This is a genomic window from Stenotrophomonas sp. STEN083, from assembly GCF_056759195.1.
In genome coordinates this window covers 1-14,330 of record NZ_JBRRCU010000087.1, presented here as the reverse complement: position 1 = coordinate 14,330, position 14,330 = coordinate 1, and the positions used below count along the sequence as shown (strand labels likewise).

12 protein-coding genes are annotated in these 14,330 nt (G+C 55.5%); 5 read left to right on the top strand and 7 right to left on the bottom strand.

Annotated elements, in window-relative coordinates; genetic code table 11:
• Positions 1-144 precede the first annotated feature (144 nt).
• Positions 145-519 carry a hypothetical protein gene (locus tag ACVOK8_RS17915; RefSeq protein ID WP_481568007.1) on the bottom strand — a complete coding sequence of 125 codons (375 nt, stop codon included), beginning with the start codon at positions 517-519 and terminating at the stop codon, positions 145-147.
• Between the two features lie 336 nt (positions 520-855).
• On the opposite strand from ACVOK8_RS17915, the gene ACVOK8_RS17910 reads away from it, so the two are divergent.
• The 3 genes from ACVOK8_RS17910 to ACVOK8_RS17900 all read left to right on the top strand — a co-directional run bounded on the left by ACVOK8_RS17910 (position 856) and on the right by ACVOK8_RS17900 (position 2,623).
• Entirely contained in the window at positions 856-1,794 is a 939-nt protein-coding gene (locus ACVOK8_RS17910; RefSeq protein WP_481568006.1) for an HNH endonuclease, read from the top strand.
• A gap of 85 nt (positions 1,795-1,879) precedes the next feature.
• A complete protein-coding gene (locus ACVOK8_RS17905) occupies positions 1,880-2,191 on the top strand; it encodes a hypothetical protein (protein WP_481568005.1) in 312 nt (103 codons plus the stop codon).
• Positions 2,192-2,275: 84 nt separating this feature from the next.
• Positions 2,276-2,623: a hypothetical protein gene (locus ACVOK8_RS17900; protein ID WP_481568004.1), complete on the top strand. Its 348-nt coding sequence runs from the start codon at positions 2,276-2,278 to the stop codon at positions 2,621-2,623.
• Between the two features lie 650 nt (positions 2,624-3,273).
• Here ACVOK8_RS17900 and ACVOK8_RS17895 read toward each other — a convergent pair.
• From ACVOK8_RS17895 to aceE, 6 genes are all read right to left on the bottom strand, one after another.
• On the bottom strand, positions 3,274-4,488 hold the full coding sequence (locus tag ACVOK8_RS17895) for a PAAR domain-containing protein (protein ID WP_481568003.1): 1,215 nt from the start codon (positions 4,486-4,488) through the stop codon (positions 3,274-3,276).
• A gap of 279 nt (positions 4,489-4,767) precedes the next feature.
• Positions 4,768-5,724: a hypothetical protein gene (locus ACVOK8_RS17890; RefSeq protein WP_481568002.1), complete on the bottom strand. Its 957-nt coding sequence runs from the start codon at positions 5,722-5,724 to the stop codon at positions 4,768-4,770.
• Positions 5,721-7,631, bottom strand: a complete 1,911-nt coding sequence (locus ACVOK8_RS17885; RefSeq protein WP_481568001.1) for an ORC-CDC6 family AAA ATPase — start codon at positions 7,629-7,631, stop codon at positions 5,721-5,723. Before ACVOK8_RS17885 ends, ACVOK8_RS17890 begins: the two co-directional genes overlap by 4 nt.
• Complete coding sequence (locus tag ACVOK8_RS17880; protein WP_481568000.1) at positions 7,628-8,872, bottom strand: metallophosphoesterase family protein; 1,245 nt, start codon at positions 8,870-8,872, stop codon at positions 7,628-7,630. Before ACVOK8_RS17880 ends, ACVOK8_RS17885 begins: the two co-directional genes overlap by 4 nt.
• A gap of 25 nt (positions 8,873-8,897) precedes the next feature.
• Complete coding sequence (locus ACVOK8_RS17875; protein WP_481567999.1) at positions 8,898-9,686, bottom strand: DNA adenine methylase; 789 nt, start codon at positions 9,684-9,686, stop codon at positions 8,898-8,900.
• A gap of 120 nt (positions 9,687-9,806) precedes the next feature.
• Positions 9,807-12,494 (bottom strand): pyruvate dehydrogenase (acetyl-transferring), homodimeric type, encoded by a 2,688-nt coding sequence (gene aceE / locus ACVOK8_RS17870; protein WP_481567998.1) that lies wholly within the window; start codon positions 12,492-12,494, stop codon positions 9,807-9,809.
• A 395-nt stretch (positions 12,495-12,889) separates the two neighbouring features.
• Here aceE and ACVOK8_RS17865 point away from each other — a divergent pair, with 395 nt between their 5' ends.
• Positions 12,890-13,387 (top strand): PadR family transcriptional regulator, encoded by a 498-nt coding sequence (locus ACVOK8_RS17865; RefSeq protein ID WP_481567997.1) that lies wholly within the window; start codon positions 12,890-12,892, stop codon positions 13,385-13,387.
• Positions 13,388-13,476: 89 nt separating this feature from the next.
• On the top strand, positions 13,477-14,265 hold the full coding sequence (locus ACVOK8_RS17860) for a siderophore-interacting protein (protein ID WP_481567996.1): 789 nt from the start codon (positions 13,477-13,479) through the stop codon (positions 14,263-14,265).
• Positions 14,266-14,330: the final 65 nt, after the last annotated feature.

Below are 14,330 nucleotides of genomic sequence, written 5' to 3'. Positions count from 1 at the left end.
GGCCGCGGGCGCCCCCCGGGCCCGGCGCCCCGCCCCGCACCCCGCGCCGGCCCGCCCCCCCCCGCCCGCCCCACACCCCCGCGGCCGCCGCCGCCCCCCCCCCCCCCACCCCCGCCCCCCACCCCGGTTTTACTAAGCCATGCCTCAATCCACGTATCGCGAACAACGCACATCCCACCTTCCCTGCGCCGCTACAAACAACGAAACCAGCTGGACGAGCGACCCACACGGCGACAGTGACAATAAGTCCTCATCCCGGGCATCCCGCAGCCCCGCGAACTCATGAAACGCATGATCCAAATCGTTAGGACCATCGTCATGGTCGCGCCAATGCTGCGGATGCAAGGCTGGCAACAACACCTGCTCCGGCACGAAAAACTCTCCCTGCTCCAAACAGGAGCGAATCGCCGCACCGGCGTCCCGAACCTTGCCGCGTAGCAATACCGCGCCATGCGTCTTCCAGTTACCCGCATCCCGATATAGGTACTCCAAAACGGCGAATCCCTTCTCGCTCTCCATTCCTCACTCCCGCTGACCAAAGAGCAGCGAGATTGCGCTGGGCCAGTCCCACCGGCTGAGATGGGAGATTTGGTGTCGCTCGCCTGCCAGGAGTGGCCCAGTGACCAAGCAATGCTCACTCCGTAGCCATCGAAGAGCCGCCTCCGTGGCGCTGAGACGGATCGGTGAGATTCCAGCGAGTCCTAAAGAACTCGCATTTCCGAAAACCAAATATCTTAAGCAGCATTTCTCCTACGCAAGCTTCCATACTTTACTGATTGCGCATATAAAGACACCCAAAGCGCCGAACGCAAACTAAGGGCGCAGATACTTGCGCTCAGGGGGAAGCGAAGCCGAATGACCAATGTTGCATTAGATCCGCAGTATGAAATCGGGGCGCTCTACAGCCGTCGACTGGAGATCCACGACGTGCTTGGTGGTCAGCGCCAAGGTGGCATCTCAACGCCTACTAGCAGCCCATTCGTCATCATTTTTACTGGCGAAGCCGGGAAGCAGCACGGCTATCACGACTTCTGGGACGACAACGGCCACTTTCACTACTTCGGAGAAGGCCAGGTCGGTGATATGCAGGACAAAGGCGGGAATCGTGCGATCCGCGAACACCTTGCCAACAACAAACGACTAATCCTTTTCCAGATGATGGGACACGGCCGCCCTTACCGGTACGTCGGTGAGTTCCGCTGTCTAAAGGCCTATTCCCAAGCCAATGTTCGTGACACAAAGGACACCCCCCGAGTGGCCATCGTGTTCGAGCTCGAACCCATCAGCTCGGATTCCATTGGACTCCTTGTCACGCACGAGGCCGAGGCGATTCTGGAGCTGGATGCAACATCGGCAAAGAAGCTCACTGAGGTGCGCACCAAACAAGGCCTGTTCAAACGACGATTACTCTCGTTTGAGAAGGAGTGCCGCATCACCGGCATTGCCGATCTCCGCTTCCTACGTGCCAGTCACATGAAACCCTGGTCAGCCTGTGATACAGGTAATGAGCGAGTTGACGGGGCCAATGGCTTGCTACTAACCCCTCATGCGGATTTCCTCTTTGATCGAGGCTGGATCACCTTCACCAAGGCGGGGCGAATCGAGTGCTCAACGCGCCTGCCGTCGGAGGTCATCAAACGTATCGGTTTGAACCTGAAGCCACGTAGAGGCACCGGTGAATTCAGCGACGAACAACTAACCTATCTTGCCTTTCACCAAACCCATGTATATGACAAGGCGTTCAAGACTGCAGGAGACCCAATAGCAGAACTATTGGCGACTTCAAAAGCTTGATGCCCCATCCCCTGCAACTACACTAACGCTCGTACAAATACACTGCGCACCGCCGCATGAGCCTCGGAACTAGGGAGAATCTCGCATGGACGCAACGGGCAAGATGCAAACACCTAGAGAAGATTTGGGTGATCAGGCACTGTCACTCCAAAGCTTAGAGTTTCCTGACCTTAACAAAGTCCTGGATCAGCATGTTCAAAGAGCAAATGGGCCTAAGGCCAACAGATGGGAGCGTTGGTCGCTCATTTTCGGTCTTGCCGGCGCCAGCATAGGCCTGCTACTTGGGACAACCTTGCCTGGCAAGTTTGGCCTAGCCGCACTTTACGGTGGCCTTTTGATCGAAATGAGTGGATTCGCCCTGCACATCGCTTTAGTGGCAAAGCGAGATTGGCGATAGTTTCGGCACGCGCGTGCGTACCATGCAGAGGATCTAGAGGCGGGCTATCAGCAACACCAAGAGATTGTTGAGCTCCTGCGACAGTTGTCGTTCGAACAACGGCAGCGGCGCCTTCGTTATGTTCAGCAAAAGCGAGCAACTATGCACGAAAGGTTGGGATTGTTTGTAGGCGGAGTGGAGCGACTTGGGGTTGTGCCGCTACTGTTGGCTTTCTACCTGCAGTTCAAGGACTGGCAATGGAGTGATTTGAAAGCACTGGGCGGTATCACTTTCACCCAAGCACTGCTCGCTTTCGCCCTCATGCTCGCGTACGCGATGTTCTGGCACCTCATCTTCCTACGCGTACGCGTACGCGTACAGGCTTATGAGTCGCTACTCGCCGAAGCTAACAGGCAGGATGAGGAGAGCAAAAAATCAGAGAAGGCAACCTAGCTTTCGCGATCGAACTGCTTACCTCGCTCGCGGCACGCGGACTTTCTTATCTCATAGCAAGCTTGAGCCAATCGCCTCGCTGACCAACGCCTTCACAACCACATAGAAGGACAGGACAAACTCGCTCCGAAGCTGGACTATGACCCCTACTTTCCTACAATCCGCAAACATCCCAACGCCAATCTTCTCGGCGACGATCAAATACTACCTGGCGAATGTCAGAGCCATCCTCATTACTCACGACACAGAAATACGCGCTGTACCACCGACGCACCATATCGCCATCTCGATCTACGATCCCAGCCGCAACCTCAATCGAGTACTGCTTTCCCGGCAATAAGGAAGGAAGCGGGTTACCCCTCCGCTCCAGATCCTTCATACACTCAGTCGAAGACACCGTTGGAACCTCTCCGTCAGCAGGAGGGTAGCTTTGCTGCCAGATGATGCGCTGCGCGCCGTCGACTCTCTGGTAGATCGACACATTGGTCACCACGGGAGAAGTCTGTTCCAGTTCTGGCACGTCGTTAGCCTTTACGCACAAGGACTCTCTACTGCCAGCAACGACCGCCTTCTGGTACAGCTCCTTCGGCTGACTACATGCAGCCGGCGTCGAGATAGCGAACAGCGCAATCAATAAGAAATACCGCATATCACCTCTCACTCTTTGCTGTTTTTGGCAGGTTACCTGTACTGCTGGGCGCTTCCAAGAAATCAGATAGCGTCGCTCGAACCATCCCTAGGAACAAAGGGTCAAACGAGTAGCGCGCTTCATAGACCCTATCCTGCGCCAACCGAAATTCAGATAGAAAATAGTCAGCTATGATATTTCCTTGCGCCTCCATATTGTAGTCGCACAATTCCTTATCTGCCGCCAGCGTATATTTGTAACTCATCCCTGGCCTAGGCCCTCTTACCAATTTAACAGGGTAACCGAGCTGATACTGCCATACATGCGCCATTTCATGAATAAACCAAGCCTGGGTCTTGAAGTCCTCCAGGGAGTAGTCGTCCTTATACACCCCTTTTGGAAAATACATTTCACCATTCGGGGTCACCGCGGTTTCGCTATCCTGCAGTCCGAAGAAAAGCCAATACCCATGGTTGTGAACTTTAACTTTCGCATAGTCAACAGACTCAGCAAACACTAACTTAGCCATCTCAATTTCACCATGAGTTAAATCACGCTCATGATGAGGTGCCTTCGCGACAACCACCGACGTCCCAAGGTAACTACTAGTTGTAATTACCCCGTCCAAATCAAATATCTCGGCTTCGCCGTCCTCTCCGTGACCGGACACTAGGTCACCGCAGCATCCCGAATTCTTCTCAAGTCGCTTCAGCTCGACGCTTTTGATCGCAACGGGAGCAGATGTCACCACACGCTGCGTCAAACCCTCATCGTCGGTCACACCTTCAACCACCTGGCCGTTCGCCAAGCGCAGAGCGTAGCCCACCTTGCACAAATTACTATTTGATTCTGTTACAAATCGAATCGCCTGATCGTAGCTGCTGTTGGATTTCGTAATTACTGCGGGTGCGATCGCGGCAAGCGCGCCCAAGGCACTGACTGTGCTTGAGTTCGTGCCAGGCGAGCCAGCGCTATCCACATACACATGATTTTGCTGAACTGACATCAATCGGCATCCACAAGCCACTGCACCGCCATTGATAGCCACCGGTTGGCCATCAATGATCATGGATGCATCGCCCTGTATGATCGGGAAAACACCTTTGTGCTTCGGGCAAGTGGCCTTATCGTTCACCCGTGCGACTGGGATGCCATCTATATCCGTCTGCGGCGAGCCGGTTATCACACGGCCGCCGCCAGTGGATGCGTCGCCAACCACAATCCAGTTCCTTGCCATATCTCATACACTCCATGTGTTTTCGGCTTCCCGCCCGCGGCTAGATTACTGATAGATCTCGATGGGTCGATCAGATACAACCCAATTTTCTTGCACGAAGAGCAGGCAGCAAGAGTCTCTCTGCACTGAACGGGCACAGCTGACTGGTTGGCTTGCGACATCTATACCGCTGCAAGCAATAAAGGGCCAGAGCGAGAACCCACTCTGACCCCTATTTCCCCGCCTGAGCAGGCTTTCAGTGAGTCATTACATAGAGGTACTCAAGCTACCGGTTCCACATCAAATATGGTCATCGGCCAAAACTTGCGAAAACACTAACCGTACGCCAACGAAATGTCCTGAGGGAAAGTGATCCTCTGCGGGCAAATCGGTGTCACCCGCAGCATGCCATACCCCTACCACAGAGTTCATGATCGCCGCCAGCAGACTCATCGCGACAAATATTTTTGGCCCAAAAGGAAGAATCACTATATTCAGATTACTTGAGTTATCTGCAATAACTGCAGACAGTGAAGACAGTAACTCTGCAGGCCGGTCCACGGCATATCTGACGAGCCGCCCTTGTCGATCCGCACACTCCACAATACTCTTGTTGTTACTGAAAATATGGTAGTCGTACTCTCGAATAGGAGACTCAGGAAAGAAGACCCAGTTCTCCATCGCGTCAAAGTACTCCTGAGCACCCTCCGCCTTAGCAGCCTCGTATCCGAGACCTAGTATTAAAGCAGTTGGAGCAGATGGGTTTACTGGCCAACCTGCAAATCGAGCCGACAACGGTTTGATAAATTCATTCCGCGCCACAGTTGCTGGCGGCGCTGAGAATTCTGCAATCACGTAACCAATGACAAGCTCAATCTTACGTGTCGCGCATAGACTGATGAAAATAGATTCAAAAACGACAGCCATATCCCGACGAGTCAAGCAGCTCACGTCTACAAATATCTTTACAGAGACGTCGCACGCGTTCTCAATAAAAAATTCCCTCAAATCGTCACGCACTGATTCTGAAGAGATAATTTTCGAACCTGGGATGCGCCTTAAAATCTCAGCCCTAATATTACTATTATAGAGAGCATCGTTCTCCTTGAGAATCACCCAACTCTGCACCTCCAGCCCTACGAATTTATCAGGGATTGCCCACGCCCTACTTTCACCAGTAACGGAAAGGATGCACAAATCGAAATTTTCGAAATTTTCGATCGGGACGTTGCCAACTTCGCTTAAGCTATATTTCATAGCAGAACCCCCTGCTCAGGAGAGGAACTGTCAGGAACACCAGGGACCTCCTTTGCTACTCGAGAGACTTTCCCCCTCATCTTACCCTGCAACCTTTCATCTATCGCTCCGCTTAGCGAGCGCTCGTTCGTACTACGCATTGGCAACTGATACATAGGCGCAAGCCTATAGCTGATTCTAACGCGAGCACCAACTAGTGAAGGGGTACCATGTGATTGTCCTAATGGCGCCGCGACGCCACTCCGCATTATCACTAAAGCTCCCAAATCAATGCACAGACGGATGTAGCTCCCGTAGTCCTCAAGAGCGGTCTTGTCTAGCGTAAACGACAGTGCGGGATCACCACTGAACGGCTTTTTATAAAGCGAATCCGCGATACCTTTGCCCAGCTCGTCAATAAAATTCATCAGCGTCCAGGTCTTATCACCACCCTTACCTGACACGCCTGTCGGATACACCGTCAGCTTTGAAACAAACTGATTCGTATAATCGGATAAAACGGAAGATTGCACGCCTTGACTTTTGTAGTCGTTGCCAGAAAGGGTTGTGTTCGCCATTAACAAATCGGCCAGCGTGAGAATCCACCGGGGATTCCCTTCAGCTAAATCCAGAAGATTTGGATATCCGAAATAGGCCTCGCGTCCTTTCCTCCCCCCCTTCTTCTTCGCCAATCCGTCTTTGAACTCGTCTATCTCTCTGTCGCGCAAAAAAACAAGGGGCGTGATCTTCCTGACAAAGGTGCCATTCTTAGAGGAATCCGACAGCGGAGGATTTTTGGGGTCAATCTTTCTCTCTAGGAGCTCCGCCCTAAAGGATTCATCTTTTCTGAATAAGCTACAAAAGGCCTCGATTCTTGCTCTCTTTGCAGAGTCTGCATAGTCAACGGCAAACTCGTCATCTCCCGCCAATCTACTGGGGCCAAGAACTTTTGTCAGATTGGCATCCGACCCAGTCTCTCCAAGAGCTCTCATGAACAACTTTTCGGAAAATGCTCTTGCTTCCTTGCGACGCTCGTACCACAGCGGGATAGCCCTGTAATCATTTTCTGGACTCGGAGCCCCATTATCTCCCGAAAACATTAAATCGGTACCAGTAGGACTCAACGCCAATTTAAACTTAATTAGCGGATCTGTAGACCTCAGCGCTTCCACAACGCAATGAAGAATTTCGGCCGGAACGATTTCCAACTCGTCTAGCAAAATGGCCCAGCGCTGTTCCGGTCGATGAATTATTGCATTTACAACCTGGAGCGCTTGTACAACATTATCAAGCCATAGCACTGAGAGAAAACCATTCCCCTCAATAATAGACAACCAGTCTTTTCCGCTCTCTGAAAGAGAAGATAGAAATCCGATATCGCGCTGTCTACTTCGGAGCGCCGCCCGAAGGCCAGAGAACGATGGTACGCCTACCTCTAGCAACCAAACTTCGGAAAGCTCTTGAACAATTTCTGCTTCCTGGTTACGCTCCAGAGAAAAGAAAACGTTTGGAAGATAGTTCCTGTAATCCACTTTTCCGCGCGCGCACATTTCCACCGCATCGACGATAGCCATTCCACTGGCGACGGAGAATGCCGCCTGCATATAGTACTTCCGAACGCTCTCATCTAAGCCACTTAATCGAGCCTCAAGTTGCTTGGCCCAACGCACATCGGCAGGGACAAAGACGCCGACAAAATTAATTGGCGCCGCCTCGTTCTTCAACGCCCAAGACCCGTACGAATCCGGAGTCAGCATTCTAAGAAGTGTAGTCTTGCCGCTACCTCTCGGCCCCTCGAGAACACAATGAGAGTCACTGAGCAGCATTGAGAACGCGGCCGGAGCGATAAAAGCATCGGCGACGTCGGCAGACTTCAGATCCCGCGCATTAAATACGTTCGCGCCTCCAAAATTTTCTTTACCGGTCATTTCTTGCTCCCAAACACTATGTCAGTGGGAAAACTACCATCGTCGTTCCACGTGACCTTCCCACCGAGCCCCTGTATCAGCCCCTTCAACATCTTCATCTGTCCGGGAAGTGTATATCTTAGATCTGGAACTCGCCCCACCAGCTCCTCCCATGTAAGGAAAGCTTCAGACGACTCCAGTACTTCGCGCTTAATCTCTTGTGCAATCGTTGGCATGTTAAGGGGCGGGCAAGCGAACCCCGAACCATCAGGAATGCCATGAATATTTTTGACAGCCGGGATCCAGCGATTCTCCACCCACGCGAGAGCCTTGACCTCCCCCCTCAAGGATGGCATTGCCCCCTCGGCAATCAGATCCACTTTTAATAAATATGCCTGTTGCCTGGTATGCAGGCTTGCCACAGTTCCCGCCATACCAGCTCCGACACTTCCCGCGGCAAATACAATTGGTTGGAAACCAGATCCCTGCGCAACAGTAATCCTCCCATCATGCTTGTGCCCGTGTATGATCAGCCACGGTCGACCAGAACCGTCGAGAATATCAACAAGCCCCTGTCCGTTATACATCTGCGTCCGGCCCAGATCATACTTATCGGTCTCATGACTAATAGGCGGATGATGCAATAGCGCAACAAATACCCGAGCGCCCGATCTTTTTATTTGCGAATCGATCTCGCCTGACAAACGGCGGATGCTACCGTCCCCTATCCGACCTCTCTCAAACTCATTCGATCTCGTTGTCGGATGGAAGTGACTAGAGTTTATAAGAAGGAACAGAACCTCTCCCTCCACAATAAACTCATAGCCTCGCCCCCAATAAACCATATCGCGATCATCACCGTTCCAAATGGAGCTTGGGTACCCCCCCATTTCTTGCAACCGCCCTACCGGATCGATAGCTGCTTCTGCATTGCCCTGGCCGTTGTGAACAGGATCATCCGCTCTTGAATTCACCTCATGATTTCCGGTCGCACAAATGAGGTGCCTTGCCCCCAAACGCGCCTTCAGAATATTAAGGTTTTCCCAACCACGTTCCAGCGCGAGCCACGAAGCTTTATCAGTAATGTCCCCGGGACACAGCACATAATCAGCGCGTAAATTTTCATCGCCCACACTTTCAAGTAGAGCCTCAAACGGATCAAAAGCGGCTCCGCCGATTGCTGACTGCGGCCTATACTCTCCATTTGCATGCTTCATATAGTGCAAATCAGAAACTATGAAAAAAGTTACTGAACCGTCCATATCCCACCCCAAAGAGAACGAAAGCTTAGTAATTTGATGCAAATATTTCTGAAGCCAAACCTCGGCCCTTAATAAAACCACTTACATTGCGAGAAACCGCTAGAGAAGTAATATTCCACCCGCCAAGAAGATCACGAATTTCTTTGGTATCAGCATAAGAAACTAAGATCTTTGCTCCGCGGCTCGACGCCATTTCCAGCTCCGCACCCAACCTGGAGATATCTTTCTCAGAGAAAGAACCCTCTCCGTACTCCCCTCTATCACGCGGACCGCGACCTGCATATGGTGGATCAAGATATAGAAAATCCCCCTTTCGCGCCCTAGATATTACAGAAGAAAAGTCGCCGCAAACCAGCTCGGCGTCCCTCAGCCTAGCGGCAAGCTCAACGAGCTTATCCTCCGAAGGCATTCCAGGCACACGACTACCTCTCGGAACATTAAATTGCCCGCTCTTATTAGTTCTATAGACCCCATTAAAACAGAGCCTATTCAAATACAAGAATCTAGCGGCTCTCAGCTCTGCCGATATCGAAGCAGGATCCATTCCCCTAACAGTGTAGTAAGTAGCCTCTTCGAGCCCCCATGCGGCAGCCAGCCGGGCGATTACTCGCGGCCTCCATCTAACCATTCGGTAGAAATGCATCAACTCGAAGTTGATGTCGCCGACAATTGCACTGTGTGGCGGAAGGCTTAGCCACAACGTCAGAGAACCGCAAAACGGCTCCATGTATCTTGTAAATTTCCCCGGCAGTCGATCGTGTAGAGCAGGTAAAAGTTTCCTTTTGCTCCCGGCCCACCTAAGTGGCGAATTCATCGCCAACGAATACTGCTCACCCTTACTCATATATTCAAATCACTACGAAGAAGACAACCCGAAAAATGAAGGGCCCCCAAGATTTGGAGGCCCTTATTCATAACATTATCAGCTCACCTATCAAACCCCAACAGGATTAGCCTTCTCCGGATCAATCCCATACTGCTTGATAGCCCGCGCAACATCCTTAGCCGTCATCTTCCCGTCCTTGGCAAGCGCCGCAATGGCCGCATGCGCGATGTAATAACGGTCAACCTCAAAGAAGCGACGCAGGTTGGCGCGGGTATCGGAGCGGCCGAAGCCATCGGTGCCCAGTACCGAATAGGTAGCCGGCACGAATGCACGGATCTGGTCGGTGTAAGCGCGCACGTAGTCGGTTGCGGCGATGACCGGGCCCTGGCGGCCTTCCAGCAGCTCGGTGACGTACGGCTTGCGCGGCTCGGCTTCCGGGTGCAGGCGGTTCCAGCGTTCGGCGTCGAAACCATCGCGACGCAGTTCGTTGAAGCTCGGGCAGCTCCAGATGTCGGCGGTGACGCCGAAATCCTTGTCCAGCAGTTCGGCCGCTGCCATGGCCTCGCGCAGGATGGTGCCGCTGCCCAGCAGCTGCACGCGCAGCTCGCCCTTCTTCGGCTTGCCGGCGTCGGTGAGCAGGTACATGCCCTTGATGATGCCCTCGGCTGCGCCTTCCGGCATGGCCGGGTGGGCGTAGTTCTCGTTCATCAGGGTGATGTAGTAGTACTCGTCGATCTGGTCTTCCATCATGGCCTTGGTGCCGTGCTGGAGGATGACGGTTACTTCGAAACCGAAGGTCGGGTCGTAGCTGCGCACGTTCGGGATGCCGCCAGCGACGATGTGGCTGAAGCCATCTTCGTGCTGCAGACCTTCGCCGTTCAGCGTGGTGCGGCCGGCGGTGCCGCCGAGCAGGAAGCCGCGGGTACGCATGTCCGCTGCCTGCCAGGCGATGTCGCCGATGCGCTGGAAGCCGAACATCGAGTAGTAGATGTAGAACGGCAGCATCGGCACGTTGCTGACCGAGTAGCTGGTACCGGCCGCCATCCACGAGGACATGGCACCCGGCTCGCTGATGCCCTGCTGCAGCACCTGGCCGCTCTGGTCTTCGCGGTAGTACATGAGCTGGTCGGCGTCGACCGGCTTGTACTTCTGGCCGTACGGCGCGTAGATGCCGATCTGGCGGAACAGGCCTTCCATACCGAAGGTGCGCGCTTCGTCGGCGACGATCGGCACCAGGCGCGGGCCCAGCTCCTTGTCACGCAGGCTGATGTTCAGCGTCTGCACGAAGGCCATGGTGGTGGAATAGGTGCGCTCGCCGGATTCCTTGAGCAGGCGCTCGTAGGTTTCCAGCTTCGGTGCGATGAAGGACTTGTCGGCCTTCTGGCGACGCTGCGGCAGGTAGCCACCCATCGCAGCGCGACGCTCCTGCAGGTACTTCACTTCCGGCGAATCCGGGCCCGGGTGGTAGAACGGCACCTGGCCGTCCTTGAGCTGCTCGTCGGTGACCGGGATGTTGAAGCGGTCGCGGAAATGGCGGACCGATTCGTCGTCCAGCTTCTTGGTCTGGTGGGTGGGGTTGAGCGCTTCGCCAGCGCTGCCCATGCCGTAGCCCTTGACCGTCTTGGCCAGGATCACGGTCGGCATGCCCTTGGTGTTCACGGCCTGGTGGTAGGCGGCGTACACCTTGTGCGGGTCGTGGCCGCCACGGTTCAGGCGCCAGATGTCGTCGTCGGACAGGCCGGCAACCATCGCTGCGGTTTCCGGGTACTTGCCGAAGAAATGCTCGCGCGTATACGCCCCGCCGAAGGCCTTGCAGTTCTGGTATTCGCCGTCGACGGTTTCCATCATCAGCTTCTTCAGGACGCCATTGGTGTCCTTGGCCAGCAGGGCATCCCAGTAACCGCCCCACAGCAGCTTGATCACGTTCCAGCCGCCGCCACGGAACACGCCTTCCAGTTCCTGGATGATCTTGCCGTTGCCGCGCACCGGGCCATCAAGGCGCTGCAGGTTGCAGTTGACGACGAAGATCAGGTTGTCCAGGCCTTCGCGGCCGGCCAGGGCGATCGCGCCCAGGGTTTCCGGCTCGTCCGACTCGCCGTCGCCGATGAAGCACCACACCTTGCGGTCGCTCTTCTCGATCAGGCCGCGGTTTTCCAGGTAACGCAGGAACTGCGCCTGGTAGATGGCAGCCAGCGGGCCCAGGCCCATCGACACGGTCGGGGTCTGCCAGTAATCCGGCATCAGCCACGGATGCGGGTACGACGACAGACCGCCGCCGTCCACTTCCATGCGGAACTTGTCCAGCTGCTGCTCGCTGATGCGGCCTTCCAGGTAGGAACGCGCATAGATACCCGGGGCGCTGTGGCCCTGGATGAACAGCAGGTCGCCCGGGTGGTTGTCACTCGGCGCGCGCCAGAAGTGGTTGAAGCCCACGTCATAGAGCGTGGCGCCCGATGCGAACGAGGCGATGTGGCCGCCCAGGTCGCCCGGCTTGCGGTTGGCACGCACGACGGTGGCCATCGCGTTCCAACGGATGATGGAACGGATGCGCCATTCCAGTTCCGCATTGCCGGGACTCTTGGCTTCCAGCTGCGGCTCGATGGTGTTGACGTATTCGGTGGTGGGGGAGAACGGCAGGAACGCGCCCGAGCGACGGGTCAGTTCAACCATGCCTTCCAGCAACTGATGTGCGCGCTCGGGGCCCTCGACATCGATAACGGCCTTCAACGACTCGATCCACTCCTGGGTTTCCAGGGGATTCGTGTCGTTATCAAGCATCTCGTTCAACCAGTTCATTAGCGCTCCCAGTTACTGCACGCACGCGCGCGCTTGTCATTATTTTGAGCCGTAAAGTGTAGCGCACCCGGTACCTTGCCAAGCTGGCTACGCATGCGTATGGAGTGCCAAGAGCCAGTGTCTGCAAGACATTTCGCGACAGTTCTCATGCACCGCCGCGGACAGCCATGGACAGGCTGCGCATCGCCGTGCAGACGCTTAATGGCACTAAACACCGGGCGAAGTTGCCATCGGCAAAGGTCAGGGCGGTGACAAGCCAGTCATGCTGCAGTGCAGCAATGGACAATGAATGCAAGCCCTGCTGGTCTGCACCGTCCCACGGGAAGCGATGCCGTTTGCGTCGGAAGAGTTTTCGATATATCGTTTTGCGCAAATTCGATATATCGAAAACTCCGATGACCAGTCCGGAACCCCGCCGCTCCCCCACCCCGCGCCCCTTGGGCCGTGGCGATCTGCGCTTGTTGCTGCTGTCGCTGATCGGCGAGCAGCCACGTCATGGCTATGAGCTGATCCAGCAGATCAGCGAGATGTTCGTACGCGTCTACACGCCCAGCGCGGGCTCGGTGTATCCGCTGCTGGCCGACTTCGAGAAGCAGCGCTGGGTAAGCGCCGAGGAAGACGGCGGACGCAAGCGCTACCACATCACCAGCCTGGGCCAGGCCCAGCTCAAGCTGCGCGCCGAGGACGTGGAAACCGCGCGCATGCGTGCGCGCCACAACTCCCGCGTCATAGCGAGGGAGAGCCTGCCGGCGCCCCTGCGCGACGCCATGCACCAGTTCACCAACTCGCTGATGCTGCGCAAAGGCGATTGGCAGGACGCCGATGTCGCGCGCATTGCTGGCTTGATTGCAGAAGCCACGGCGCTGGTGCAGCAGGCATCGCAGCAAGACTGATCCCCGCATCACCGTTGTTCATTACGACCCAGCCAGAGCGATCCAGCCACGGTCTCCCGGCCTTGCCGACACTGACCCCAGGTACCCCCATGTCACAGCATGAAACCCAATTGATCCGCATGACCCCGCGTTTCCGCCAGCTGCAGGTAGTGCACACGGAACGCCTGACCCCAAACATGCAGCGCGTTGTTGTAGGCGGCGATGCGCTGGAAGGTTTTGACAGCCGCTCACCGGATGACCACGTGAAGCTGTTCTTCGCCAATGCCGAAGGCGAATTTGTATTGCCTGAACTCACCGAGCAACGCCCGCGCTATCCGGAAGGCAAGCAGCCTTCACCGGCACGCGATTACACGCCGCGTTTCTACGATGCCGATGCTGGTGAGCTGGTGTTGGATTTCGTGCTGCACGGAGATGGCCCGGCAACCAGTTGGGCCGCTGAAGCCAAGATTGGCGATGAGTTGGTGGTTGCCGGCCCGCGTGGTTCGCACGTGGTGGCCGATGACTTCGACTGCTATGTGCTGATTGGTGATGAGACGGCGTTGCCGGCGATTGCGCGGCGTTTGGAAGAGTTGCCGGAAGGTGCGGTGGCCGAGGTGTTCATCGAGATCCCGGAGGAAGGTGATCGGCAGCCGTTGGAGAGCGCGGCGCAGGTGACTGTGTCTTGGTTCGAGCGCAATGGTTTTGATGCTGCCAGCAGCACGTTGCTTGAGGATGCGTTGGTGGATTTCGAGCAGCCTGATGGTGATACGCATTACTGGATTGCCACCGAATCCAAACGTGCGCGGATGATGCGCAAGTTTGTGGAAGGGCATCTGCAGGTGCCGAAGGAGTGGATCCGCGCAACCGGGTATTGGAAGGCGGATCCGAACGAGGTGTAGTGGGGGGGGCGGGCCGCGCGGGGGCGGGGGGGGGGGGGGGCGCGACCGCCCGCGGCGGGGCGGCG